Here is a 23,435-nt window from a genome sequence, read left to right as displayed (position 1 = left end):
GCTCTTCTGGGGTTATCTGTTTCTGGCAATTCAAGACTTACGACCCAAACGGGGTCAGAAGGCCCACGGCATTGTCCAGGTTTCGCTCAGGACCTTATCCTGATAGAGGATGAAGGCACGCAGGTTGCTTGACGTGGCATCGACGGTATCGATCAGATCGAAGGTCACGCGCACGCCACCATTTTCCAGATCAGGCAGGATGCGGACATTGCGGACTTCACCCTCGGACGAACTGATATCCGCGCGCAGGTTATTGGCATCCTTGGTGAAATAATCCAGATCACCACCAGCAAAGTTCAGCACAAAACGCGTGCCAGAACGATCTTCATCGCCCTCGGCTGCCAGACGCTGGATACGGGTGTCTGTTGCTTGCGCCATACCATGCAGTCCGGTGCCATCACGAGTCGCGGTGACACTATATTCAACCTGCATTTCGCCACCTGCGGTCGGTTTGGTTTCCGGCACCCAATAGGCAACAATGTTGTCGTTGGTTTCCGACGGGCTTGGAATTTCGACCAGTTCGATATGGCCCTTGCCCCATTTTCCCTTCGGCGTCACCCAATAACCCGGCTGCTGATCAAAGCGTTTTTCCAGATCCTGATAATGATCGAAATTGCGATCCCGCTGCAAAAGGCCAAACCCGATCGGATTTTCATCGAGGAATGAGCTCATCTGCAGGTGCTGCGGGTTATCAAGCGGACGCCACAGCCATTCACCCCGCCCGTTATTGATCAAAAGCCCGTCACTTGAATGGACTTCGCCACGATAATCATCAAAGTATCGGCGGCGCTGTTCACCAAACAGGAACATGCCATTCAGCGGTGCAATGCCGATCTTTTCCACCCCGTCGCGGAAAAACAGATGCGCCTTGATGTCCGCCTGGCTGCGCGTACCGGGGGTAATATCGAACTGATAGGCACCCGTGACCCGCGCGCTATCAAGCAGGGCATAGACCGTAATGGTGTTGGACCCATCCTTGGGCTCAACAATCCAGAATTCACGAAAGACCGGGATTTCCTCGCCGGTTGGTCCGGCAAGATCAACGGCAAGTCCGCGCGCCATCTGACCGATGGATTGACCCTGTCCCTGCAGGCGGAAATAGGACGCGCCAAGGAAACGGGTCAGCTCATCATTGCTGGTCACATCTGAAAGCGGATATTTCAGACCGAAACCGGCATAGTTCAGAGTGGAAAAATCGTTGCCTGACAAGCCGGTTTTTCCGAAATCAAACAATCCTGCAGAAAACGGAATGACCTGAATTTCACCGTTCCGCACCAGATTGATGGTGATCGGCACATCATACATGCTGCCAGGGTGATACAGCTCCAGACTGAAATCCGTCTCGGCCGGGTTAAAGAAGGCGCGCTGCGATTTAAAGCGGATCTCGGCGTAATCTTCTGCGCTCAATGCCGAAAGGGCTTCGGGCAGTTCGCGGTGCGGGTTTTCAAACGGCTGTTTTGCCAGATTGCGCGCAAGATCGGTCACCATCGCCGGATCGAACATAACCGGCTTGGAAACGTTTGGCTGTTTTTGCGCATCAGACACGGCGTTTTCGACCGAATCTTCCGACACTGCTGAAGTATCAGCTGTCTGTTCGGTCGGCGCTGTTTGCGCAGATGCATTATCTGGCGCAGGCGCACTTTCATCGGCCATCTGTGGAACAGGTGCCGGGTCATTTTCCTGTGCATGGATACGCGCGGTTCCGCCGATCATGATCAGTGCGGACGCGGCGGCACCCAAAAGAACACGTCTGAGGGGCAGCTTGCTGTGCTGCTGAAAATGTTGCGTCATGCTCTTATATGCTACCAACCGTTGGATTTTTCCGAATTTATTGGTTGCTGTTGTGCACAGAAAACAGGGCAGGAATGTGTCGTCATCAGGGTAAGAATCCGCAAAGACGCACCTGTATGCGTGCCCGAAAGGATTGCTTTAATCCCGGACATGTCATTGGAAAAGCGTCATTTTTGCATGGGCAGCAACGGAAAAACGCGGTAAAGAACCGCTTGACGGAAACTTAAATCCGTTTGTCAAACTGCAGATTGAAACGCGCAGTTTTCCGCGCTGGAATCGGCGTGCAATTCACGCGGTGAAACCTTGTGGCGCTGTTGAATGGCACGCGCCAGCGCCGTTGTACTGCGATAACCAACCCGGCCTGCCACCACTTGCAGTCTTTTGCCTTCGCGCAGCAAGCCAAACGCAAGGTCAAGGCGAATGCATTGCAAGAAATCACCGGGCGATGTGCCCATCAAATCACGAAAGCGGGCGGCAAAACTCGCACGTGACATGCCTGCTATTTCGGCCTGTCGTTCAACCGACCAATTTTCGCCTGGCTTCTGGTGCAGTTCGCCCACCACGCGCGCAATCCGTGGGTCACGCATCGCGGCCAGAATTCCCGGTCGGACAAGGTTCTTGGCCTGACAATGGCGCATCACCATCAGCAACAGCAAATCAACCAGAAGATTGATCGCGGTCCGCTGCCCGGGCTGGATGTTACGAGATTCGAGGAACAGCTGGCCGGTAATTGCCTCAAGCCCGGGGATCTCGTCAAACGGAAGCACAAGATAGTCCGGCAAGCCCAGTTTTTCCGGGCTCAGGCCAGTATCGGGAAAATCCAGATTGGCACAGATCACTTCCGAACCACCTTCTGGCGTATCGATATCGTGCGGCAAAGGACTTCCGAAAAGGACAATACCCGGCCGATCAAGAATGATCTGTTCGCGCCCGTCAAATAGAACGCGCATCGTGCCCTTTTGCAGAACATGCAGCATTCCCTGGCTTTGCGATGGCAGATCATCTCTTCCCTGATGGTGGGTGCTGCCGCAATGGGTGCCCGCAAAAAATACATCGCCGCGCGGATGATTCCCGGCAAACAGGTCGGACAGGACATCCTTCTCAGACGAATTGCGTGCTTCCTCAGACAACAAGTCACTTCTCCGACGATAGGCTGTTTTCAGATTTCAAGACGCCTCTTGATGAACCAGTTTCGTGATCGCCTGCCAGTAAAGACGTGGTGATCACCCCGTGAAGGAGAAGAAAAAATGACCATACGTTCCAATTTCTTGCGTTCTGCTGCCCTTGCAGCTGTTCTGGGTATGTCTGCTGTTGGCAGCCTTGTTGCCATCACCACGCCGGCAACCGCGGCACAGGAAGTCAACATTGTCGATGGCTATGCCCTGCAGGGTTTTGACCCGGTTGCCTATTTCACCGTCGGCGCGCCGACCCCGGGCAACTCCGCCTTCAAGGCCGAACATGGCGGTGCGACCTATCGCTTTGCCAGCGCTGAAAACCGTGACCTGTTTAATGCCAATCCGGAAAAATATGCGCCGCAATATGGCGGGTTCTGCGCCTTTGGTACGGCAATGGGCCGCAAATTTGGCGCCGACCCGCAGGCATGGCGCATCGTTGACGACAAGCTTTATCTGAACCTGAACAAGGAAATCCAGCAGCGCTGGGTTGCCGATATCCCGGGCTTCATCCGCGGTGCAGACCATAACTGGGACATCATTGAGTCGGTCGAGGACGCCAAACTGGCTGACGAAAAAATGGCCCCCAAAGGCCTAACCATCGGTGCGCAATAATATCGGGTTCTGAATGACCTGATCCGGGTTCCTCCCTGGCTCCCTGTTGCCCGGTATGAAAATGGCCGGCCCAAATTATCGGGTCGGCCATTTATCTTTTGGTCTGCAAAACGCGCGATCAGTATCCGACGGCACAGCCATCTTTGCGCGGGTCCGACCCGGCAACATAGCCGACATCGGTTTTGGCAATCAGCTGTGCGCCGCCAAATCCGAAATTGGTGCTGTCGGGTGTTTCGACCTTGATCACATGCCCCTTGGCCTTAAGCGCGTCGATGACATCTGCCCCGACCGAGGTTTCCACCGCAACAGTAAGCCCCGAAAGGGCCTGCCAACGCGGTGCATCCGCCGCCGTTTGCGGATCCTGCCCCCAAAGCTGGGTACGAAGCGTCATCTGCAGATGACCCTGCGCCTGCATTGGGCCGCCCATGACGCCAAAACTCATTACCGGGTTGCCATCCAGTCCCATAAGGAAGGCCGGAATGATCGTCTGGAACGGGCGCTTACCACCCTTGACCAGATTGGGGTGACCGTCTTTCAGGCTAAAGCCGTGACCACGGTTCTGCAGGCTGATCGAGGTGCCCGGCACCACAACGCCAGAACCAAAGCCCATATAGTTCGACTGAATAAACGACACCATCATGCCGTTTTCATCGGCCGTACTGACATAGACCGTGCCGCCATGCTTGGGTGCACCCGCCTTGAAATCCTGTGCCTTGTTGGCATCAATCAAGGCCGCACGTGATTTCAGATAATCGTCTGACAACAGATGTTCGACCGTGACATCGGTCATGTAATCCAGATCAGCAACATAATCGCGCATGTCGGCAAAGGCCAGTTTCATCGCCTCGATCTCAAGATGAAGCGCCTCGACCGAATCCGGTTCGTAATCTGTGATGTTGGTATGACGGAGAATACCCAGCGCGATCAGGGCCGAGATTCCCTGCCCGTTTGGCGGAATTTCATGCAGCTTCACATTGCCAAAGCCTTGCGAAATCGTGCCGACCCAATCGGCCTTGTGATTGCCAAGGTCTTCCTCAGACAGGGCTGCACCATGTTCCTTGGCAAAGGCGGCGATTTTGCTGGCCAATTTGCCACGATAGAAACTCTCGCCCTTGGTTTCGGCAATATCGATCAGGCTTTCGGCTGCGGCTTTATTGGTAAACAGCTCGCCCGCCTTGGGGGCCTTGCCGCCGGGCAGGAATGCCTCGGCAAAACCTGGCTGTTTGCCCAGCAAATCACCGCCCTTTTCCCAAAGAGTGGCAATGATCGGGGAAACCGCAAAGCCACGCGTGGCGTATTCAATGGCCGGCTCGAACAGTTTTTCAAAGGGCAGTTTGCCAAACTTGTCGGAAATTTCCCGCCATGCAGATACGGCACCCGGCGTGGTCACCGCCTCCCAACCACGCTGCGGCATGGTGGCGGCACCGGCAAAGCGTTCCGGGTTCCATGCAGCAGGTGCGCGGCCCGATGCATTGAGACCATGCAATTCCTTGCCGTCCCAGATAATCGCATAGGCATCCGAACCAAGTCCGTTGCCGGTTGGTTCAACCACGGTCAGCGCAATCGCGGATGCCAGTGCCGCGTCGGCGGCATTGCCACCGGCCAGCAACATCCGCAAACCGGCCTGGGCTGCAAGCGGCTGGGATGTCGAAACCATATTGCGCGCCAGGACCGGGGACCGGCGTGAGGCATAAAGCGCGTCGTGACGAAGTTTCATCGGAGTCTCCTCGGGCTTACGGCTTAATCGCCGTCTTGTTCATCGGTGGCAGGGCGGTCTTTTTTGCGCATTTTCAGGACAGAACGCACACTGAAGATGACCGAAAGCAGGGCAGCCGCCAGCAGTACGGCCGAAATCGGACGGGTAAAGAACACCGTCCAGTCCGCATCACTCATCAGTGCCCGACGCAGGTTGGTTTCGGCAATCGGTCCCAGAATAACGCCCAGCACCAGCGGTGCCAGCGGATAATCAAGAGATTTCAGGCCATAGCCGACCAGCCCGATCGCACCAAGAAGGTAAAGATCGGTTACCCGGTTATTCAGCGCAAAGGCCCCAATTACGCAGCAAATCATCACGGTCGGCACAATGAACTGTTTGGGAATGTCGGTCACGCGCAGGAACAAACGCATCGACAGCACACACACCACCAGCATCATCAACGACGCAACAACCATGGCAACGAACATGCCATAGGCCAGATCGGCATTGTCCATGATCAGACGCGGACCAACCGAAATGCCATGCACCATAAGGGCAGCCATCAGGATGGCATCAACAGCCGACCCCGGGATACCAAGTGCAATCATCGGAATAAGACCACCACCAGCCGTGGCAGAGTTGCCTGCCTCGGATGCAATCACGCCATCGGGCGTGCCTTTGCCAAATTCCTCAGGCTTTTTGGAGCTGCGCTTGGCCTGATCATAGGCCAGAAGGTTGGCAATCGATCCACCGGCCCCCGGAAGCGCACCGATAAAGACGCCGATCAAGGAAGACCGCACCAAATTAACCGGATGCATCAGAACTTCGCGCATCACAGCCCAGGTTTTGAATTCGATCACATCGGGGATCAAGGCGCCCTTGCTGTCACTTTTGCCGTGGTCCTCGACCTCGCCCATCAATTGGCTGATGGCAAAAATACCAATCAAAACAATCAGGAACGGCAGGCCAGGCATCAGGATGTCAGATTCAAAGGTCAAACGCGGACGGCCCATCATGGGGTCCGGACCAATGGTCGCAAGTCCAAGCCCGATCACACCGGCAATCAGGCCGCGCATCAACGAATTCCCGACAAGGCTTGCAACAATCGTCAGGGCAAACACGATCAACGAGAAATATTCCCAAGGACCAAGTTTGACCGCGATCAGCGCCAAGGGTGGGGCCGCGACAATCAGGATGATGGTTGAAATGATCGTGCCAAAAAATGATGACCAAACACCAAGCGAAAGCGCACGCCCTGGTTCCCCGCCACGCGCCATCGGAAAGGCATCAAAGGTGGTGGCAACCGAACTTGGCGTTCCCGGAATCCCCAAAAGGGCGGCACTGATCAGGCCACCGGTATAGCCACCGACATAAACCGACAACATCACTGAAACCCCCTGAAGCGGACCCATCGTAAAGGTCAGCGGCAAGGTCAGAATGATCGCCATGGTAACGGTAAAGCCGGGAATGGCCGCTGCGACGATCCCGGCAACGGAACCGATCAGCATGTATATCAGGGTATCGAATGCGAAAACCTGATGGGCACCGGCAAGAAATGCATCCAACATGATCGTAAACTTTTGTTAGCCCGCAAACAGCATGCCGCGCGGGAGAAACACGTTAAAGACTTCGGCAAACAGCAGATTTAAACCAACCGAGAAAATCAGGGCGGCGATCACAGACTGAATGACGGTCTTTTTCGAAATGCCTGCGATCATCAACTGGGTGATCAGCAAAAACACAAAGGTCGCCAGCGAAAAACCGGCAATCGGCAAGACGCCAAGATAAACAACCAGCAAACCAAACAGCGCAAAGGAGAACCGGCGCATCTTGAGCCAGCCGCAAAGGCCTTCAAGCAGACCATCAAGCCGACCGGCCTTGCGGATATCGATGATGGCGCGAACAGCCGTTATCAGGCACAGAACCGCCAGAACAGCAAAGACCAGTTGCGGGAAGGATCCGGCACCAAGTGGTTCCCAGCGCGATGTCGGCAGTTCGCCAGCACGCAGCGACAGATAAACCGATCCCAAACCGAACACGATATATGAAATCAGCCGTGCGAACTCGGTTCTTGCACGAGAAGCAGCGGGTGCCGGTGCACCCGCTGCTGCTGATTTCTCAGTCCCGTTTGTCATCCTGCGAGCTTGCCAACCAGACGGTCAACGGTTTCAGACAGTTTGCTGAGATAGGCTTTGTATTTTTCCTGGCCAAGGAACATCGCCTCGGAACCAACATTCTTGATCTTGGTGCGGACGTCTTCTTTTTGCATGACCTTTGCAAGGTCTGCTTCAAGGGCATCGGCGATTTCCTGCGGGGTTCCTTTAGGCAGAACGACACCGCGGGTCACAGCCAGATCAAGATCGTGACCAAGTTCACCAAATGTCGGAACATCCGGCGCATCGGCGGTACGTTCGGGCATACCAACAGCCGCAAAGATCAGATCGCCGTTTTCAACAAACTGACCGGCCGAAGACACATCACCGATTGCCACGTCAATGTTACCACCCACCAGCGCACGAATACGCTGACCGGTTCCTTCATAACCGACATAGGAGAACTGAATGCCAAACGCGTCTTCGATCATTGCCATGTGAAGATGCGGCACACCAGCAAGGGTCACACCAGCGCGCACGGCACCCGGGTGTTCCTTGGCAAAGGCAACCATTTCCTCAAAGTTCGAAAAATTGTCGTTCTTCGAAAGCGTCAGATACTGCGGCGACGAGGTCACCAGCGCGATCGGCATGAAGCTGTCCCAGTTCAGTTCGGTGATGCCGGTACCGTTGGCAATCAGAAGACCTTCATGGATCTGCGAAATGGTGTAGCCATCTGCCGGACGCTTGGCAAATTCGGCCAGACCAACATTGCCACCAACGCCAGGCATATTGATGACCGGAACCGCTTCGCCAGTTTCTTCCGCCAGGCCCTGCGCGACAATGCGCATCAGGGTATCACTGCCGCCACCCGGCCCCCAGGGCACGATGAATTCGATCGGTTTTTCGGGATAATCCTGCGCCTGAGCCGGACCTGCGACGGCTGCTGCCAGCAAACCGGCAGCAACTGCAATCTTGCGGAACATATATATTGCCTCCTGATGTCACGCCATTAACCTCTGAACCAATAAACTTTTGGTTCGGTCACATTCTCGACATATTGTTGGCAGCAACAAACCAATTCTGCAAGCGCAAAATAATATCCTTCCACTTATAAGGATTTTATTGAACATTCCTGCTAAAAGAGGATAGTACCAATTATCAGATTTTAACATAATTGGTACGGATTGGTTCGAATGTTTGAAATGGATGGCGCAATGAGCCTTTATCTCGTCTGGGGCGTGGCCATGCTGTTTGCTGGCGTCGTTGGCGGGATCATGGCCGGTCTGCTTGGTGTTGGCGGCGGGATCGTGATTGTCCCGGTGCTGTATCATTTTCTGACCACCATGGGGGTCGACGAATCCTTGCGCATGCAGGTCGCCGTTGCCACGTCGCTGACCACAATCATTGCCACAGCAATTTCATCAACCCGCAGCCACTATAAAAAAGGCTCTGTTGATACTGCCCTTCTCAAACATTGGGGTCCGGCCATAATCGTCGGTGTCATCCTCGGCACAACCATCGGCGGCCTGGCCGATGGCCAGGTTCTGACCATCGTGTTTGCTGTGGTGGCGCTGATCGTTGCTGGCAACATGATCCTCGTAAAGGACCGTGAAACCAACGAGACCAAAAACCCGCCGAAATCCGTTTGGGCTGTGCTTGGCGTTATTGCCGGCAGCCTGTCGGCGATGATGGGGATTGGTGGTGGTACCATCTGTGTGCCAGTGCTGAATTTCCTTGGCTATGACATCCGCCGCGCAGTTGGCACATCAGCCGCCATCGGCCTTATCATCGCCCTTCCCGGTACCATCGGCTATGCGATGTCGGGCATTGGCGTCGATGGTCGCCCGCCATTTTCAATTGGCTATGTCAATGTTCTGGCGGCGGCCCTGCTTATACCGATGACGGTACTGTGCGCCCCGATCGGGGCACGCATAGCCCACACCATTCCGCGCCGGGCATTGCGCATGTGCTTTGGCCTGTTTCTGGCGATCACGTCTGCGCGGATGTTCTATGACCTTCTGAGCTAGACGTCCTTGCAAACATCTGGGAACAAACAGGAATTGTATATGCTTGTTCTTAGATAAACCAATGGCTTACAATGATAGGTGCGCATTGGTTCGCCAATAGAAACGCATTTGGAAACGTCGATAGAAACGCCATAAAAAATGACCAAAAACCATGACTGAATTCGCGACCCAGGCGCTGGCAGAAAAGCTCAAGACCGGCTTTGCACAGGGGGACTTTGTGAAGGACGGGCGTGTGATCGCCGAACGCACCCTTGCCGAACAGCTTGATGTCGGTCGCCGCGCCCTTCGCAAGGCGCTCGATCAACTTGAAACCGAAGGCCTGATCTGGCGTCGTCAGGGTCAGGGTACCTTTGTTGGCACCCCGCCGACCCCGCGCCTGCGCAAGCTTGAAGGACTGGCCACCAAAACCAGCCCGTTTGAAATCATGGAAGTCCGTCAGGAAATCGAACCATCGATGGCCCGGTTCGCTGCCCTTCGCGCCTCACAAGGCGATATCGACGCCATGCGCAGCATGGTCGAAAAGGCCGCCCGTGCGACCACACAGGCCGAATACGAAAAATGGGATGCCGCCTTTCATCAGCGCCTGGCCGAATCGGTCAAGAATACGCTGTTTCTGGCGGTGTTTGAGGCCGTCAATGCGGTCCGCCGCGAAGCGGCATGGGCACGCCTGCGTGAAAGCAGCCATTCAGACACATTAATCGAAGAACTCAGCGCCCAGCATCGCGATATCATCAACGCGATCGAACAGCGCGACCCCAAACGCGCCGAAGACGCCATGCGCCGCCACCTGTCCGAGGTGGAACACGCACTCAAACAAACCTGATCTGATAACGGTCTTCTGCCGGTCAGCCCTGCGGCGCAAAGTCCGCAAACATGCCGTGGTACGCCTTAAGCGGCGGCTTGGCATAGGCACCGACCTTGCTGGTACGAAGCCCCAGAAACGCCATGGCCTCGATCATCTTAACCGCGGCACTGACCCCGTCAATCACCGGCACGCCAAGCTCCTCGGTCAGGCGATCAGCGATATCGGTCATTCCCGCACAGCCCAGAACAATCGCCTCGGCATAATCATCAGCAAGGCAAATCTCCGCCTGCTTTTTAAGCGCAGTATATGCCGCCTTGGCATTGGCCCCTTCGAAATCCAGCGTCCGCACACCGGCAGCCCGGACGACACATTGCGATGATGCCCCGTATTTCGACACCAGATGTTCAAGCGGCCGGACCGAAACCGGCATCGGGGTGACAATCGCAAAGCGCGATGACACGGCGGCCGCCATATGCAATGCCGCCTCGCATAGCCCCAGCACCGGCGCACCGGTCAGGCAGCGCGCGGCATCCACCCCGGTATCATCAAAGCACGCAACCACATAGCCGCCGATTGGATCAGATTCCTGTTCGGGTGCAGCCTCAAGTTCGCGAATAACCGAAAGCAACCCGACACTGGCAAAGGCCTCATCGTAATAGCCCTCAATACTATCCGGCCCGAAAGTCGGGTTGAGCGCTAAAACCTGTGTTGTCGGCCCAACAATCCTTCGCGCCTGTTCACCCACCTTTTTGGTAAAGCCGGTCGACAAGTTGGGGTTAATGACGGCAATGCGGCTCATGCTTTTTGTCCTTTGCGACGGCGCATGATGGCAACAGTGCCCAATGCCAGTGCAATCACCAGGAACGAGAACCCGGTGGTCACCGTGCCCAGTGCATAAAGCACCGGCGTGGTGACGTTGGTTGTCATGCCATAGATCTCAAGCGGCAGGGTATTGAGCGCGCCAGCCGTCATCAAGGTGCGGGCAAATTCGTCGTAGGACAGGGTGAACGAGAACATCGCAACCCCGATCAGGCTTGGCCCCACCATTGGCAAAACAACATATTGAATGGTTTGCCAGTTGCTTGCGCCCAGATCGCGCGCGGCTTCCTCATAAGACGGATCAAACCGGTTAAACACCGCAAACATGATCAGAAGACCGAACGGGAACGTCCATGTCAGATGCGCACCAAGGGCCGAGGTAAACCATTGCGGCTGCCATTCAACGATATTGAACAGCAAACCGATGCCCAGCGAAATCAGGATCGACGGCACAATCAGGCTGGCAATCGCCAGATAAAAAATCACGCTGTCGCCCCGGAACCGCTTGCGGAATGCAAGACCGGCCATGAAGGACACGACAACCGTGACCACCATGACAATCAGGCCAAGTTTAAGCGATCTGCTGAACGATCCACCAAAATCACCCACGGCCTGTTGTTCAAACAGATTGCCAAACCAGTGGAACGAGAACCCGTTCATCGGGAAGGTCAAACCGCCATTCTCCCCCTGGAAGGACAGAATGAAGATCGTCAGCATCGGGCCATAAAGAAACAGCACGAACAGCGCAAAAAATGCCGCAAGGAAATAAAAGCTGGTTGGACGGCGTTCACGGGTTTTGGTGAGTAATGCCATGATCACAGCTCCTTGCGGATATCAACAAGACGCAACAACGCGGTCACGATCAGCAAAACCGTGATCAGCAACACCACCGCACTGGCGGCTGCCGCCGGATACTGCAGAAGTCCGATTTCATTGGAAATCTGCAAACCGACCGAGGCACTCTGTCCGCCACTCATCAAACGGACCGTGATGAAATCGCCCATCACCACCGTGATGACAAAGATCGACCCGATGGCTATGCCCGGTTTGGACAGCGGAACGATGACGGATTTCAACGTCTCGAACCCGCTGGCCCCGGCATCACGCGCCGCCTCGATCAAGGACCGGTCGATGCGCATCATGGAATTGAAGATCGGCACCACCATGAACAGGGTGTAAAGGTGGACATCTGCCAACACGACTGCGAAATCGGAAAACAGAAGGAATTCAAGCGGCTGATCGACAATCCCGAGATTGATCAGGGCAGAGTTCAAAAGCCCGTTACGCCCAAGGAAAGGGATCCACGAAATCATGCGAATGATGTTCGACGTCCAGAACGGAATGGTGCACAGCATGAACAAAACGATCTGCCAGGTCAGACTGCGCACATGAAACGCCAGGAAATAGGCCACCGTAAACCCGATCAGCAGGGTAAAGACCCAGGTCAGAACGGCGTATTTCAGGGTGTTGAGATAGATGCTCCAGGTGACCGCGGAGCCGAGCAGGTACTTGTAGTTCTCTAAAATGAAGTCCGGCAGGATGCGATATTCGTCATAATCCCAGAAACTGACCACAACAATGGTCAGAAGCGGGATGACAAGAAACACCGCAAAGATCAGCGCCATCGGCGAGATCAGGAAATAGGACGATCTTTTTGACGTATCAGAAGCCATGCTCTGTCCTTGAAACCCTGCCAGAAAACCAAAAAGTAAAAACGAATAAATGGGCCCGACATGCTGTCGGAAAATTGAAAACGTAAAATCAGAAAGTCGGGGTGACGGGCGCGGACAAAGCCGCGCCCACCCAAAGTCCGTCGCAGATTATGCTGCGATGAATTCGTTCCACTTGCGGACCATGTGCTTGTTCTCGTCCATGACGGAGTTCCAGCACGCGACCGAGCCCATACGCTCTTCGTAGGAACCGCCATCGCGAACCGCACCAGCTTTTTCCATGACCTTGCCTTCCGGGGAAAGGATGTCGCCCTCGGCGGCTTTGCCTTCCATCCAGAAGCCCCACTCGTCTTCGGACATGAACTTCTTCGCGGTTTCCGGTGCTGCGCTGTAGTAACCCTGACGGTTAAGATACGCACCAACCCAGCCCGACAGGTACCAGTCGATATATTCGTACGCTGCTTCAAGCTCGAGACCCGAAAGGTGCTTGGCAAGACCGATGCCGCCGCCCCATGCACGATACCCTTCCTTAAGCGGCTGGTATTTGCAGGCGATGCCTTTGGAACGGACCGCGGCAACGGCCGGCGACCACATGGACTGAATAACAACTTCGCCAGATGCCATCAGGTTGACCGACTCATCGAAGCTCTTCCAGAAGGCGCGGAACTGACCGGCTTTCTTGGCATCGATCATGACCGCGATGGTCTTGTCGATTTCTTCCTGGGTCATGTTGCCCTTATCGCCATAGGTGACTTCGCCCATGGCTTCGCACACCATCGCCGCATCCATGATACCAATCGACGGAATGTTCAGGATCGATGCCTTGCCCTTGAATGCCGGATCAAGCAGATCGGCCCAGCTGGTGATTTCGCGATCAATCAGGTCGGGGCGAATACCAAGGGTATCTGCGTTATAAATGGTCGGGATCAGGGTCATCCACTGGGTCGGTGCAGATGCAAACTCGACACTGTCGGCACCTTCAACGAAGCCAACCGTATGCGGCGCTGTACCTTGCGCGATTTCTGAATCCGGGGTCAGTTTGCCATCAATGAACAGCTTGGAGATGTACTGATAGTTTTTCAGCTTGGTGGTATCCATCGGCTGCATGGTGCCGGCCGGGAAGACCTTCTTACAGATCCAGTATTCGATATCGGCAATATCAAACGAGTTCGGCTGGGTCACGGCGCGTTGGGCAACCGCATCCGAATCAAGGGCAGTCATCTGCAGGGTAAAGCCAAGATCTTCTTTGACCTTGTCCGCAACGGCGTTGATGTTCGAAACACCAGTACCGAACTGACGCAGGGTAACGTCCTTGATATTCTGCGCCCAGATGGTCGGGAAGCCGGTGAAGGCACCCGAACCGATAGCCGCACCGGTTACAACCGCTGCACCCTTAACGAAGCCACGGCGTGAAACGCCGGTTTCCGTCTCGATTGTTTTCTTCGAAATTTTCTTTTCGATCGTCATGTGAAGCACTCCTGATAGCTTGTTGGTTTATTTCATTCAGGCCAGAACATGGGCATGTTCCGGCTTCCAATAGGCGATGAATTTGTCCAGTCGCCTGACCGGTGCCTGCCGAAATTCGCTTTCGGTCTTCATTAGGGTTATTTCCTTGCCGTCGGCTGTCGTTGCGACAATCCGGACCCACAGGCCGAGATATTCGACCGTGGTAATTTCGACAGGGATCTGACCGTTCTTGCTGTCTTCTGGTGGCGTTTCGTCCAGACCGATCAGGTCGGTACGAATGGTGAATTCGATGTCCTCGCCCGCCTTGCCATCGGCAAATCCGGGCAGGAAGAAACTGTCCGGACCGCGCGCAAGCAACGTGCCTGCCGGACCGGATTCCGAAACGGTGCCTTTGAAGATGTTCTGACCGCCCATGAAGTTTGCGATGAAGCGCGATTTGGGCTGGTTGAAGATTTCGTGCGGGGTGCCTTTCTGGCGAATAATCCCGTCTTCCATCACGACCACCATATCCGAAAGGGCCAATGCCTCATCCTGGGCGTGGGTGACGTGAACGAATGTAATGCCCAGTTCCTGCTGAAGGCGGCGCAATTCATCACGCATGCGCGCCCGCAGGAACGGATCAAGGGCCGAAAGCGGCTCATCAAGCAACAGCACGGATGGCTCGGTAATCAGCGAACGCGCCAATGCAATACGCTGCTGCTGCCCGCCAGAGAGCTGGTCGGGCTTGCGATCTGCAAATTGCTCCATATGGACCCGGGCCAACATCTCTTTGGCCCGATCTTTACGATCCGATGGGGAGACACCTTGCATCTTGAGGCCAAAGGCAACGTTCTCCGCACAGGTCATGTGCGGGAAAAGTGCGTAATTCTGAAACATCATTGCCGTGCCGCGTTTGACCGGCGGCAGTTCGGTCACATTGCGATCCCCGATCAGAAGATCACCCTCGCTGATCACTTCATGACCGGCAATCATGCGCAGCGTGGTTGACTTGCCGCACCCCGACGGACCAATCAAACAGCAATACGCCCCTGCCGGAATTTGCAGATCAATCGATTTCACTGCCTGTGTGCTGCCGTAGAATTTACTGACAGCAATCAATTCAATGGCCCCGTTGCCCGTCATCCGCTCACCCGTCGCTGCATGCAAAATTGTTAACAATCATGTCAGCGATCTAAGGCAAGATGCGTGCCACTTGATTTCATTGGCAGTTTTTCAACGAGTCCCACCAAACTGTCAAAACTGGCGCGTTTGTTATGCTCCTCATTTTGCCCGTTTTATGTCCACTTTATGCATATTTATTAATCACCGTGCTTTATGTGCGAAAATTATAATCATCTTCATCCCTGCACGGGAAATAAAGAACCATTTTATGTTGTTCAAATCGTCAACAATTTTGTAGAAATAAAGAACCACCAAATGAACATGAACGATGGAAAGTATCGTCACGATGGCCAAGGCCGAACAGACCGGCAGCTATAGCAGCTATAAAGGCAGCGAAAAGCTGCGCCCGGAGGAAATGATCTATCATGAGATGCTCGACGCGATCCTGGATCGCCGTCTGGAGCCGGGCATGAAGCTCATCGAGGAAGATCTTGCCAAAACCTTCGGGGTCAGCCGTGCGCGCATCCGTGCAACTTTCCTGCAGCTCGCCCATGACAAGCTGATCAATCTGGTGCCCAATCGCGGCGCCTTTGTCGCTGAACCGACCATTGACGAAGCCATCGAAGTCTTTTCCGCGCGCCGCATGATCGAAGATGGCGTTGCGCGCAAGGTCGCCACCAGCATGACCCCGGAACGCGCCGAACAGATCAAGGCGCATCTGGATCGCGAACATGACGCCCATCATCGCGGGGATCATCGGGCTGCCATCATTTTATCGGGTGAATTCCACCTGTTGCTGGCACGGCTTAGCGGCAATCTGGTGATCGAGGAATTCCTTGAACGCCTGATCCTGCGCACGTCGCTGATTATTGCCATGTATGAAAGCCCGCAACCGGTCGATTGCTCCCACACGGAACATGACCAGCTGCTCAATGCCCTGCTTAGTGGCGATCCCGATGTCGCGGCGGCTGAAATGTCACGCCACCTTGATGCCATCCGCGATCGCCTGCAATTGCAGCGCCCCAAACCGGGCAAAACCGATTTTGCCAGCATCTTTGGCCGCATCCCGACCTCGGAAGCCAGCTAATCCTCCTGACGAGTTCCGGTAACGACCGCCATGCGCTTAGCGCGCATATTCCGTTCAAGCATCACGCGGAACCCCGCTCGGATCCTCGCTACCGCGGTGATATTTGAACGTGCCCGTTGATGTGCCAATCACATTGCCATCCGCGTCAAAGGCAGTTGCCTCGGTAAACACCACCTTGCGTCCGCCGCCCTGCTTGCGGGCAACAACCCGGACCAAACCATCCCTCGCCATCCCAAGGAAATTGGTGGTCAATGACAGGGTCAGGGATTTGCGCACATTACCCGGCACAGGACAGAAACATACAGCATAGCCAGACGCTGTATCCATCAGGGTTGTCAGCACGCCACCATGCAGAATCCCAGCGCGGTTGCAGTGATGGTTTTGCACATCAAGTTGGACCACCGCGTGATCTTCGGCCCATTCGACAAGGCGATAGCCAAGATGATCCTGCAATCCGCTGCCATGGGCCTGTTCATAGGCCAGATTATCGTGCGTGCCGGTCATGTATAAACCATCCCTGTCGTAAAACTCCCCAAGCTATAGCAGAAATCGCTGAGCGCCGAAAACCGCGATGAGTCGCATGCCTTGGCCGGCCCCGAGACAGCTCCCAACACAGCGTAAAACCGGCTGAAAACCGCACCCCTTAATCAATGTTAGGCGATGCAACATGAAATAATGTTTTTATTTCAATGCGATAACCACACCGTTCTCCAACCAAGAACGGGATAGCGGTGAAACGAGAATAGTCGTCCGAACCGGCTGTCGATATATCTGTAGTCACCCCAGACACAAACGGTTCTACAAGGATCAAAGCCATGACGACGATTGCTTACAAAGACACCACCAGCATAGAACGCGAAGTCCGTATCGGTTGGTTCACCAGCTTTGTTCGTGCCCTTCAGGTTGCCGTGATCATGAAAGCATCCCAGGCCAAAAACCACGCAGAACTGACTGCGGATTGGAACAAGGCATGGCGTCAGGTTGAAGGTTAAGGCACCCGCCTTTCCGTATCGTTTGAGGATGGTGCGACGGTCCTTACATCATCGCACCCTCAAACTGCTTGACGCTTCGGGTTGAACCACCGACAACGGTTCCATGCAAAAGTTTGATATCGTGACCATCCGGCTTTTTGTCGCCATCGTGCGCGCCGGAAGCATCAATGAAGCCGCCCGGCGCGAACATATCGCGACTTCGGCAGTTTCGCGCCGCATTGGCGAACTTGAAGCCATGTTGGGCGTCAAGCTTTTGCGCCGTCTGCCACGCGGGGTCGAACCGACCGAAGAAGGCACGATCTTTGCCCGCTATGGCGAAAAGCTTCTGGGCGATCTGAACCATCTTTCCAACGAACTGCGCGATTTCAACGCCGGTGAAAAGGGCAAGATTTATCTTGCTGCGGTCACTTCGGCGATTTTGACCGGCCTGCCATCGTTCTTGGCCGATTTTGAACGCGATTTCCCCCACATCACAGTCGATGTCCGTGAACTGACGTCGCGCGAAAGTGCCGAGGCCGTCCGTGAAGGCCGCGCTGATCTGGCAATTCTGGCCGATAACAGCCCGCTTGGCGATCTGTCCCATGATGTGTTCTGTGATGATCCGATCTGGGTTGTAACCCCCAAGGGGCATCCGTTGATCCCCAATGCCGATAATCCAAAACCGGTGAAATTTTCCGAAGCGGCCAAATACGACATTATCTCACTGCATGAAGGCGGTGTGATTGATGATCTGATTTCCGAGGCCGCATCCAAAATCAAACTCGACATGCATCCGCATATCAAGGTCGTACGATTTGGCTCATTGCGACAAATGATTGCGGCGGGCCTTGGGATTGGGTTCCTGCGCAAAAGCTCGGTCGCGGGCTATATCGGGCATATGAACATCGCTGGCGCGCCGATTGCCGATGACTGGGCCAAACGCCAATTGCTGATTGCCCACGAAGGCAACGCCAATCTGACCAGTGCCGCGCGATTATTCCGCGATTATCTTCTGCGCAAATCGGCGGAAACACAGTTCAAACCGGTTTTGGGCTGATCCCGCTAGTCAGGCAGAACGCTGTGCGCGTTCCGCCCAAAGGTCCTGTCCACTCGGCCCCAAGGGCACTGCCATGCCGCCAAAACGCGCTACATGACGTTCGGCTTCTGCCAGAACAAGACCGGGCAGTTCAGGCCACTGACCGATCGGTGCCAGCACCTCGACACGTTCATCTGATTTAACATCAAGTAGTTCAGGCAGATCTTCGCGCGCATGCGTTCCGCCGCCGGCAAGCATAGGCACAATAATCGCCTGTCTGTGGGCGGCGATGTCGCGCCAATCGCCAAGCGATGGCGATCCTTCGATATTGCCAATGCAGATTTCCGCACCAACGCAAATCCGCCCCAGACGATCCGCAAGCCGGACTGTTTCGGGAAGCGGATCGGTCAGGGTTTTCAAGCCGTGCGGAACAAGAAAGACAGATGTTTCAGAAAGGCTCCAGCCACGATTTCGTACTGATGCATGAACATGCGCAGCGATCATTTCACAAAAACCCGGAAGGTTGATGGCCGGTGGCAGGATGACAGCATCGCCGAGCCCCGCCTCATGCAATTTGGCTGGCAGCTCTTCAAACACCAGATAGCCTTCACTGAAGAATAGCGGGAAAACAATCAGACGATTGGCATCAGCCGTTTGCTTTAGAATTTCTAGCTGGTCGCTGACAGAAGGTCGGCTTCGCATGTAACCGTGGCTGACACGGCCATTCCAGTCAGGTGCAATTGTCCGCGCAAGGTCCCCTGCCGGATCACCGCCATTACCGCTGTTGCCATGGGACACCATCATGAGTGTCGGCATTTCGAAATGTGGCATGCATCTCACCATAGTCTGCATTGTCTAAAGCGTAGTTTGCTATACGCATCATGCAACCATCTGGATCGCCAGACAGGTAAAAACCCCTGTTTTGGCGCGAAAATTTCATTGCACCAGATCCCATCGCGGCTGATCGCCAAAGCGGTCCTGGATGAATTCAACCAGCAACCTGACACGCACAGCAAGCTGACGGCTGGGCGGATACAAAAGATACAAGGACAAAGGACCCGGCGCATAATCGCAAAGGACACTGACCAATCGCCCGGTCTGCAATTCCGGCCCGGCAATAAATGTCGGTAATTCGGCAATACCCAGCCCGGCAAGGGCCGCATCACGCAACACTTCCGCGTTGTTGCAGCAAAACACGCCATTGACCTGTACCGCCACTGGCCCGTCCGGACCGGTCATTTTCCAGCGTGCTCCGGACGGCAGATTGCCGTAATGCAGACAAGGCAACCGCGCCAGATCACGAATGTCGTCCGGTTCCCCATGCGTTCGAGTAAACTCGGGCGACGCACACAGCACGCGACGCATCGGCACGATTTTATGATCGATCAGGGCAAGGGTTTCGGTCGGGCGGCTGATACGCACCGTCATGTCAAACCCGTCTGCCACCGGATCAATAAAGTGATCATCAAGCGACAGTTCGACCCGGATATCGGGATAGGTCCGGGCAAAATCGACCAATGCCGGCCCGAGATGCAATGTGCCAAAAGACATTGGCGCATTGATCCGAATATCCCCGGAAGGATGATCGCGATGTTCGCGGATGGAGTCTTCTGCGTCCCCCAGATCGGACAGAATGGCTTTCGCCCGCTGATAAAAGGCCTGTCCGCTTGGCGTGACCGACACTTTGCGCGTTGTCCGGTTCAGCAACTGAACGCCAAGATCGTCTTCAAGTGCCGCCACCGCGCGGTTGACCTGCGAACGTGATTGTCCGATCGCACGCGCGGCAGAGGCAAAGCTTCCTTCTTCCACCACGCGCACGAAACTCTTGAGGCTGGCCAGCTTGTCCATGGTGCGTCTTCCTGTTTATCGCCCCGGTCGGTTCAGATTGTCGCATAATATGCAACACAATGGCGATAATTACACGAATTGTCTCCTCAGTTGGAAAGGGTATTCTGTCTTCAACAACAGACAACCTCATGGAGGTAGAAGATGCTTATTAAAGTTGATGCAGATACCCGCGGCCGTGCCCAGTTTGGCTGGCTTGATTCCAATCACACATTCTCGTTCGGGCACTACTATGATCCGAACCGCATGGGTTGGGGGCCGCTTCGCGTAATCAACGAAGACCGGGTTATTCCCGGTGCCGGTTTTGACACCCACGGTCACAAGGATATGGAAATCATTTCCTATGTTCTTGATGGTGCCCTTGAACACAAGGACAGCATCGGCACCGGATCAGTTATCCGTCCGGGCCGCCTGCAACGCATGACCGCCGGGACCGGTATCCGCCATTCGGAATACAACCATTCCAAAACCGATCCGGTGCATTTCCTGCAAATCTGGATTATCCCCGAAGCGGCCGGTCTGGAACCAGGTTACGAGGAAAAGGAAATCGCACGCCGCAATACCGGTTCCGGCCTGACCCTGATCGGCAGCCGCGATGGCCGCGAAGACTCGATCACCATTCATCAGAATGTCGATCTTTATGTCGCCCATCTCAGTGATGGCGAAAGTGCCCAGCACAAGATCGACAAAGGCCGCATTGCCTGGGTACAGGTCGCGCGCGGCAGCCTGACGGTAAACGGTAAAACCCTTAATGCCGGTGATGGCGCTGCGATCAAGGATGAAGACGAACTTGTCTTCTCGGACGCGGACAACGCCGAAGCCCTTGTTTTTGACATGGCGGCCTGAAGCGCGAAACCCGCGTGCCCCATGGTTAGGAGAACGACCATGACTTCGTATAACGCAAACACCCGTTCGATCATCCCTGCCCTTGGCAATGTATGGTCATCCCTGCAACCGCCTTCGCCTGTCATCGTCCGTGTGACCACCGGCCTTCTGTTGGTCCCGCACGGTGCCCAGAAACTGTTTGATGCCTTTGGTGGTTATGGCCTCGAAGGAACCGCAGGCTGGCTGGAAAGCATCGGCTTTGTTCCGGGCTTCCTGTTTGCCCTCGCCATCGGCCTTCTGGAATTTGTCGGCGGCCTGTTGCTGACGATTGGCCTTTTGACCCGTCCGGTGGCAGCAGCAGTTCTTGTCTTCATGGCGATCGCTGTTTCAACCCATCTTCCAGCTGGTTATTTCTGGAACGAAGGTGGTTTTGAAATGCCGCTGATGTGGGGACTTCTTGCGCTGTCCGTGCTTATTCAGGGCGGGGGAAAATTCTCTGTCGATCACAAGATCGGCCGTGAATTCTGATCATACCGCCAAATTCGTGCGTATTTTCAACGGGCTGCCATAAGTGCAGCCCGTTTTTCGTTTGCTCCCCAAATGGGGATATTGCGCGCACCGGAAAATGACGAAAATGGCGATCAAGCTACAGATCCAACCATTGCAAAGTGATCCGGAACGAAGCCATGAACATCGCGTCGCCCAGAAACAGTCAGAATGATATCGAAATCGCCGACGGACTGCGCCGGTGCAAAGGGGATAATGCATACCGCAAGCCGAATGCCGAAAAGCGTTTCTTGCTGGTCGATGACAGTATCGAAGTACGCTTCTCCGTTCGCCGTGTCCTGCGCAGTGCCGGTGCTACGCACATAGACGTCGCTGAAAACGGCGAAATCGCGTTGCAGATGTTGGCCCAGGCGGGCCGCAAACAAACGCCTTATGACGTGGTAATTCTTGATTATATGATGCCCGGAATGTCAGGCATCGAATTGCTCTATGAGATCGAGCGCCGTGAGATCAAGAATGCCGAAGGTACACGCAAAATCATGTTGACCGGTTTCTATGACGCCAAGGTCAATGAAGAAGCCAAATCTGTCGGCGCGACCTTCGTTCTGAGCAAACCCTGTGATGCCGCCAGCCTGTCTGCAGCAATCGCTTAGAGAGCCATACAAGCAATGCCGCATAATGCCTCGATCATATTTGTTGATGATGACCTCAACGTTCTCAGAGGTTTACGGCGGCGTATGCTATCAATGCGTCCGAACTGGAAGATGCGCTTTTACGAAGGTGCGGAACAGGCGTTGATCGGACTGGAAGAACAGCCTGCAGACGTCGTCATTTCCGACATGCGCATGCCGTCCATGGACGGGGCGGAGTTCCTTCGAATCGTTGCAACACGCTGGCCGCAGACATCGCGCATTCTGTTGTCCGGCTATGCCGATGAAATCGCCATTCAGAATGGTGCTGCCGCCACCCATCATTTTTTGGCCAAACCCTGCACCGATAGCGACATCATCCACGTTGCCGAGCGCGGCCTGATCATGAACAAATATCTGCGCGACCCGTATCTGGTTGAATTGCTTTCCATCGTTCCGGGCGATCTGATGTGGCCAATAACCTTTCGTCGCCTGCATTCCATACTGCAATTCAGCGGTCCCAGTAGTCATGCCGAACTTACTGATTTCGCGAACGATCACCCGGCGTTAACAAACCTTGTCCATGAGCTTGCCCTGCGTGAGCAACTCATACCCGCGGACAGTCATCCTGACTTCATCAAGCTTCTTAAAATCTTGGGTATTGAGACCATCAAAGCATTGTGCGTGCTGTGGTGCGAACTGGGACAACCCAGCCAGTTTGATGGCGAGCGGATCAGTGTCGACCTTCATCGTCCCCTCGTCCTGGGTCAGATGGCGGCCGAGATCGCACGACTTCGCAACCTTGAACCGGAATCTGTCGATCAGATCCGTGCCGCTGCTCTTCTGTGTCACATCGGCGATATTTTCACTGCTCGCGTTGTACCTGAAAAACATGCAGCCAGCCGCCATCGTGCAGATGTGGATAATTGCGACATCATATCAGCTGAAATCAGTGAAATGGGCTTTGCTCATCCGGCTGTATCAGCGTGCCTGTGTGCCTGCTGGGGTTTTTCCCATCAGATCATTGAAAACATCGCGTTTCATCATCGTCCGGAATCCGCACCAACCGACAGGTCGGAAAGCTTGCTGATTGTCTATGCGGCACAACATTTTGCGCGCAAGGCAGGTGTTGATGGTGTGACACGCGCAGAAAAATATGACCTCGCGCGTGGATTTATCACCCGATGCGGTGCTGCGGCTGATTGGCAGGTTTGGGAACGCGCCTGCATTGGCAAGCACGTCCCGCTCGAATCAACCAAGCCTCAAAATTTCTGAAACA

Annotated in this window: 24 protein-coding genes; 10 read left to right on the top strand and 14 right to left on the bottom strand. The window is 54.8% G+C overall.

What is annotated here, in order from left to right:
• Nucleotides 1-54 precede the first annotated feature (54 nt).
• Both DY252_RS02195 and DY252_RS02190 read right to left on the bottom strand, forming a co-directional pair.
• Complete coding sequence (locus DY252_RS02195) at nucleotides 55-1,791, bottom strand: OpgD/OpgG family glucan biosynthesis protein (protein ID WP_064787832.1); 1,737 nt, start codon at nucleotides 1,789-1,791, stop codon at nucleotides 55-57.
• Nucleotides 1,792-2,027: 236 nt separating this feature from the next.
• The gene (locus DY252_RS02190) at nucleotides 2,028-2,921 is read right to left on the bottom strand and encodes a cupin domain-containing protein (protein WP_064788279.1); all 894 of its coding nucleotides are present in this window, start codon (nucleotides 2,919-2,921) and stop codon (nucleotides 2,028-2,030) included.
• A gap of 117 nt (nucleotides 2,922-3,038) precedes the next feature.
• Here DY252_RS02190 and DY252_RS02185 point away from each other — a divergent pair, with 117 nt between their 5' ends.
• Nucleotides 3,039-3,578, top strand: coding sequence for a YHS domain-containing (seleno)protein (locus tag DY252_RS02185; protein ID WP_064787833.1), 540 nt, complete (start codon nucleotides 3,039-3,041; stop codon nucleotides 3,576-3,578).
• Between the two features lie 118 nt (nucleotides 3,579-3,696).
• Here DY252_RS02185 and DY252_RS02180 read toward each other — a convergent pair whose 3' ends face one another.
• Genes DY252_RS02180 through DY252_RS02165 form a run of 4 tightly spaced genes read right to left on the bottom strand, consistent with a single transcriptional unit; the run spans nucleotide 3,697 to nucleotide 8,350 of the window.
• Nucleotides 3,697-5,295 (bottom strand): gamma-glutamyltransferase family protein, encoded by a 1,599-nt coding sequence (locus DY252_RS02180; protein WP_064787834.1) that lies wholly within the window; start codon nucleotides 5,293-5,295, stop codon nucleotides 3,697-3,699.
• Nucleotides 5,296-5,318: 23 nt separating this feature from the next.
• Nucleotides 5,319-6,842: a tripartite tricarboxylate transporter permease gene (locus DY252_RS02175; protein WP_064787835.1), complete on the bottom strand. Its 1,524-nt coding sequence runs from the start codon at nucleotides 6,840-6,842 to the stop codon at nucleotides 5,319-5,321.
• Between the two features lie 15 nt (nucleotides 6,843-6,857).
• A complete protein-coding gene (locus tag DY252_RS02170; protein ID WP_064787836.1) occupies nucleotides 6,858-7,409 on the bottom strand; it encodes a tripartite tricarboxylate transporter TctB family protein in 552 nt (183 codons plus the stop codon).
• The gene (locus DY252_RS02165; protein WP_064787837.1) at nucleotides 7,406-8,350 is read right to left on the bottom strand and encodes a tripartite tricarboxylate transporter substrate binding protein; all 945 of its coding nucleotides are present in this window, start codon (nucleotides 8,348-8,350) and stop codon (nucleotides 7,406-7,408) included. Before DY252_RS02165 ends, DY252_RS02170 begins: the two co-directional genes overlap by 4 nt.
• 210 nt (nucleotides 8,351-8,560) lie before the next feature.
• Here DY252_RS02165 and DY252_RS02160 point away from each other — a divergent pair, with 210 nt between their 5' ends.
• Both DY252_RS02160 and DY252_RS02155 read left to right on the top strand, forming a co-directional pair.
• A complete protein-coding gene (locus tag DY252_RS02160; RefSeq protein ID WP_064787838.1) occupies nucleotides 8,561-9,394 on the top strand; it encodes a sulfite exporter TauE/SafE family protein in 834 nt (277 codons plus the stop codon).
• A 151-nt stretch (nucleotides 9,395-9,545) separates the two neighbouring features.
• A complete protein-coding gene (locus DY252_RS02155) occupies nucleotides 9,546-10,217 on the top strand; it encodes a FadR/GntR family transcriptional regulator (protein ID WP_064787839.1) in 672 nt (223 codons plus the stop codon).
• 22 nt (nucleotides 10,218-10,239) lie between these two features.
• On the opposite strand, the gene DY252_RS02150 is transcribed toward DY252_RS02155, so the two are convergent.
• The 5 genes from DY252_RS02150 to DY252_RS02130 all read right to left on the bottom strand — a co-directional run bounded on the left by DY252_RS02150 (nucleotide 10,240) and on the right by DY252_RS02130 (nucleotide 15,277).
• The gene (locus DY252_RS02150; RefSeq protein WP_064787840.1) at nucleotides 10,240-10,998 is read right to left on the bottom strand and encodes an aspartate/glutamate racemase family protein; all 759 of its coding nucleotides are present in this window, start codon (nucleotides 10,996-10,998) and stop codon (nucleotides 10,240-10,242) included.
• Entirely contained in the window at nucleotides 10,995-11,831 is an 837-nt protein-coding gene (locus DY252_RS02145) for an ABC transporter permease (protein ID WP_008888642.1), read from the bottom strand. The genes DY252_RS02150 and DY252_RS02145 overlap by 4 nt, the downstream gene beginning before the upstream one ends.
• Before the next feature lie 2 nt (nucleotides 11,832-11,833).
• A complete protein-coding gene (locus DY252_RS02140; RefSeq protein ID WP_064787841.1) occupies nucleotides 11,834-12,691 on the bottom strand; it encodes an ABC transporter permease in 858 nt (285 codons plus the stop codon).
• A 147-nt stretch (nucleotides 12,692-12,838) separates the two neighbouring features.
• Nucleotides 12,839-14,155 carry an ABC transporter substrate-binding protein gene (locus DY252_RS02135; protein ID WP_064787842.1) on the bottom strand — a complete coding sequence of 439 codons (1,317 nt, stop codon included), beginning with the start codon at nucleotides 14,153-14,155 and terminating at the stop codon, nucleotides 12,839-12,841.
• A gap of 36 nt (nucleotides 14,156-14,191) precedes the next feature.
• Nucleotides 14,192-15,277, bottom strand: a complete 1,086-nt coding sequence (locus DY252_RS02130; protein ID WP_008888645.1) for an ABC transporter ATP-binding protein — start codon at nucleotides 15,275-15,277, stop codon at nucleotides 14,192-14,194.
• 307 nt (nucleotides 15,278-15,584) lie between these two features.
• Between DY252_RS02130 and DY252_RS02125 the strand changes: the two genes are divergently transcribed.
• On the top strand, nucleotides 15,585-16,343 hold the full coding sequence (locus DY252_RS02125) for a GntR family transcriptional regulator (protein ID WP_064787843.1): 759 nt from the start codon (nucleotides 15,585-15,587) through the stop codon (nucleotides 16,341-16,343).
• Nucleotides 16,344-16,397: 54 nt separating this feature from the next.
• On the opposite strand, the gene DY252_RS02120 is transcribed toward DY252_RS02125, so the two are convergent.
• Nucleotides 16,398-16,847: a PaaI family thioesterase gene (locus tag DY252_RS02120; RefSeq protein WP_082923360.1), complete on the bottom strand. Its 450-nt coding sequence runs from the start codon at nucleotides 16,845-16,847 to the stop codon at nucleotides 16,398-16,400.
• A 311-nt stretch (nucleotides 16,848-17,158) separates the two neighbouring features.
• Here DY252_RS02120 and DY252_RS21975 point away from each other — a divergent pair, with 311 nt between their 5' ends.
• Complete coding sequence (locus DY252_RS21975; RefSeq protein ID WP_156518938.1) at nucleotides 17,159-17,335, top strand: hypothetical protein; 177 nt, start codon at nucleotides 17,159-17,161, stop codon at nucleotides 17,333-17,335.
• A gap of 103 nt (nucleotides 17,336-17,438) precedes the next feature.
• Nucleotides 17,439-18,371, top strand: coding sequence for a LysR family transcriptional regulator (locus DY252_RS02115; protein WP_064780154.1), 933 nt, complete (start codon nucleotides 17,439-17,441; stop codon nucleotides 18,369-18,371).
• 9 nt (nucleotides 18,372-18,380) lie between these two features.
• Here the strand turns inward: DY252_RS02115 and DY252_RS02110 are convergent, their stop codons facing one another.
• On the bottom strand, nucleotides 18,381-19,181 hold the full coding sequence (locus DY252_RS02110) for a CbiX/SirB N-terminal domain-containing protein (protein ID WP_064787844.1): 801 nt from the start codon (nucleotides 19,179-19,181) through the stop codon (nucleotides 18,381-18,383).
• A 105-nt stretch (nucleotides 19,182-19,286) separates the two neighbouring features.
• A complete protein-coding gene (locus tag DY252_RS02105) occupies nucleotides 19,287-20,198 on the bottom strand; it encodes a LysR family transcriptional regulator (RefSeq protein ID WP_064787845.1) in 912 nt (303 codons plus the stop codon).
• Between the two features lie 141 nt (nucleotides 20,199-20,339).
• Between DY252_RS02105 and DY252_RS02100 the strand changes: the two genes are divergently transcribed.
• From DY252_RS02100 to DY252_RS02085, 4 genes are all read left to right on the top strand, one after another.
• Complete coding sequence (locus DY252_RS02100; protein ID WP_064787846.1) at nucleotides 20,340-21,041, top strand: pirin family protein; 702 nt, start codon at nucleotides 20,340-20,342, stop codon at nucleotides 21,039-21,041.
• Nucleotides 21,042-21,080: 39 nt separating this feature from the next.
• Nucleotides 21,081-21,548 carry a DoxX family protein gene (locus tag DY252_RS02095; protein ID WP_064787847.1) on the top strand — a complete coding sequence of 156 codons (468 nt, stop codon included), beginning with the start codon at nucleotides 21,081-21,083 and terminating at the stop codon, nucleotides 21,546-21,548.
• Between the two features lie 158 nt (nucleotides 21,549-21,706).
• Nucleotides 21,707-22,180 carry a response regulator gene (locus DY252_RS02090; RefSeq protein WP_008888653.1) on the top strand — a complete coding sequence of 158 codons (474 nt, stop codon included), beginning with the start codon at nucleotides 21,707-21,709 and terminating at the stop codon, nucleotides 22,178-22,180.
• A 15-nt stretch (nucleotides 22,181-22,195) separates the two neighbouring features.
• On the top strand, nucleotides 22,196-23,431 hold the full coding sequence (locus tag DY252_RS02085; RefSeq protein WP_082923361.1) for a response regulator: 1,236 nt from the start codon (nucleotides 22,196-22,198) through the stop codon (nucleotides 23,429-23,431).
• Nucleotides 23,432-23,435: the final 4 nt, after the last annotated feature.

This window comes from Thalassospira indica, assembly GCF_003403095.1.
GTDB classification, from domain to species: Bacteria; Pseudomonadota; Alphaproteobacteria; order Rhodospirillales; family Thalassospiraceae; genus Thalassospira; species Thalassospira indica.
This window is presented reverse-complemented; position numbering and strand designations above follow the sequence as displayed.

Excerpts from the sequence above, each read along its gene's own strand:
- DY252_RS02110 (WP_064787844.1), bottom strand. The coding sequence starts at position 19,181 with ATGCCACATTTCGAAATGCCGACACTCATGATGGTGTCCCATGGCAAC.
- DY252_RS02145 (WP_008888642.1), bottom strand. The coding sequence starts at position 11,831 with ATGGCATTACTCACCAAAACCCGTGAACGCCGTCCAACCAGCTTTTAT.
- DY252_RS02180 (WP_064787834.1), bottom strand. The coding sequence starts at position 5,295 with ATGAAACTTCGTCACGACGCGCTTTATGCCTCACGCCGGTCCCCGGTC.
- DY252_RS02120 (WP_082923360.1), bottom strand. The coding sequence starts at position 16,847 with ATGACCGGCACGCACGATAATCTGGCCTATGAACAGGCCCATGGCAGC.
- DY252_RS21975 (WP_156518938.1), top strand. The coding sequence starts at position 17,159 with ATGACGACGATTGCTTACAAAGACACCACCAGCATAGAACGCGAAGTC.
- DY252_RS02100 (WP_064787846.1), top strand. The coding sequence starts at position 20,340 with ATGCTTATTAAAGTTGATGCAGATACCCGCGGCCGTGCCCAGTTTGGC.
- DY252_RS02125 (WP_064787843.1), top strand. The coding sequence starts at position 15,585 with ATGGAAAGTATCGTCACGATGGCCAAGGCCGAACAGACCGGCAGCTAT.
- DY252_RS02170 (WP_064787836.1), bottom strand. The coding sequence starts at position 7,409 with ATGACAAACGGGACTGAGAAATCAGCAGCAGCGGGTGCACCGGCACCC.
- DY252_RS02155 (WP_064787839.1), top strand. The coding sequence starts at position 9,546 with ATGACTGAATTCGCGACCCAGGCGCTGGCAGAAAAGCTCAAGACCGGC.
- DY252_RS02140 (WP_064787841.1), bottom strand. The coding sequence starts at position 12,691 with ATGGCTTCTGATACGTCAAAAAGATCGTCCTATTTCCTGATCTCGCCG.
- DY252_RS02150 (WP_064787840.1), bottom strand. The coding sequence starts at position 10,998 with ATGAGCCGCATTGCCGTCATTAACCCCAACTTGTCGACCGGCTTTACC.
- DY252_RS02105 (WP_064787845.1), bottom strand. The coding sequence starts at position 20,198 with ATGGACAAGCTGGCCAGCCTCAAGAGTTTCGTGCGCGTGGTGGAAGAA.
- DY252_RS02090 (WP_008888653.1), top strand. The coding sequence starts at position 21,707 with ATGAACATCGCGTCGCCCAGAAACAGTCAGAATGATATCGAAATCGCC.
- DY252_RS02130 (WP_008888645.1), bottom strand. The coding sequence starts at position 15,277 with ATGACGGGCAACGGGGCCATTGAATTGATTGCTGTCAGTAAATTCTAC.
- DY252_RS02095 (WP_064787847.1), top strand. The coding sequence starts at position 21,081 with ATGACTTCGTATAACGCAAACACCCGTTCGATCATCCCTGCCCTTGGC.
- DY252_RS02085 (WP_082923361.1), top strand. The coding sequence starts at position 22,196 with ATGCCGCATAATGCCTCGATCATATTTGTTGATGATGACCTCAACGTT.
- DY252_RS02195 (WP_064787832.1), bottom strand. The coding sequence starts at position 1,791 with ATGACGCAACATTTTCAGCAGCACAGCAAGCTGCCCCTCAGACGTGTT.
- DY252_RS02175 (WP_064787835.1), bottom strand. The coding sequence starts at position 6,842 with ATGTTGGATGCATTTCTTGCCGGTGCCCATCAGGTTTTCGCATTCGAT.
- DY252_RS02165 (WP_064787837.1), bottom strand. The coding sequence starts at position 8,350 with ATGTTCCGCAAGATTGCAGTTGCTGCCGGTTTGCTGGCAGCAGCCGTC.
- DY252_RS02185 (WP_064787833.1), top strand. The coding sequence starts at position 3,039 with ATGACCATACGTTCCAATTTCTTGCGTTCTGCTGCCCTTGCAGCTGTT.
- DY252_RS02135 (WP_064787842.1), bottom strand. The coding sequence starts at position 14,155 with ATGACGATCGAAAAGAAAATTTCGAAGAAAACAATCGAGACGGAAACC.
- DY252_RS02160 (WP_064787838.1), top strand. The coding sequence starts at position 8,561 with ATGTTTGAAATGGATGGCGCAATGAGCCTTTATCTCGTCTGGGGCGTG.
- DY252_RS02115 (WP_064780154.1), top strand. The coding sequence starts at position 17,439 with ATGCAAAAGTTTGATATCGTGACCATCCGGCTTTTTGTCGCCATCGTG.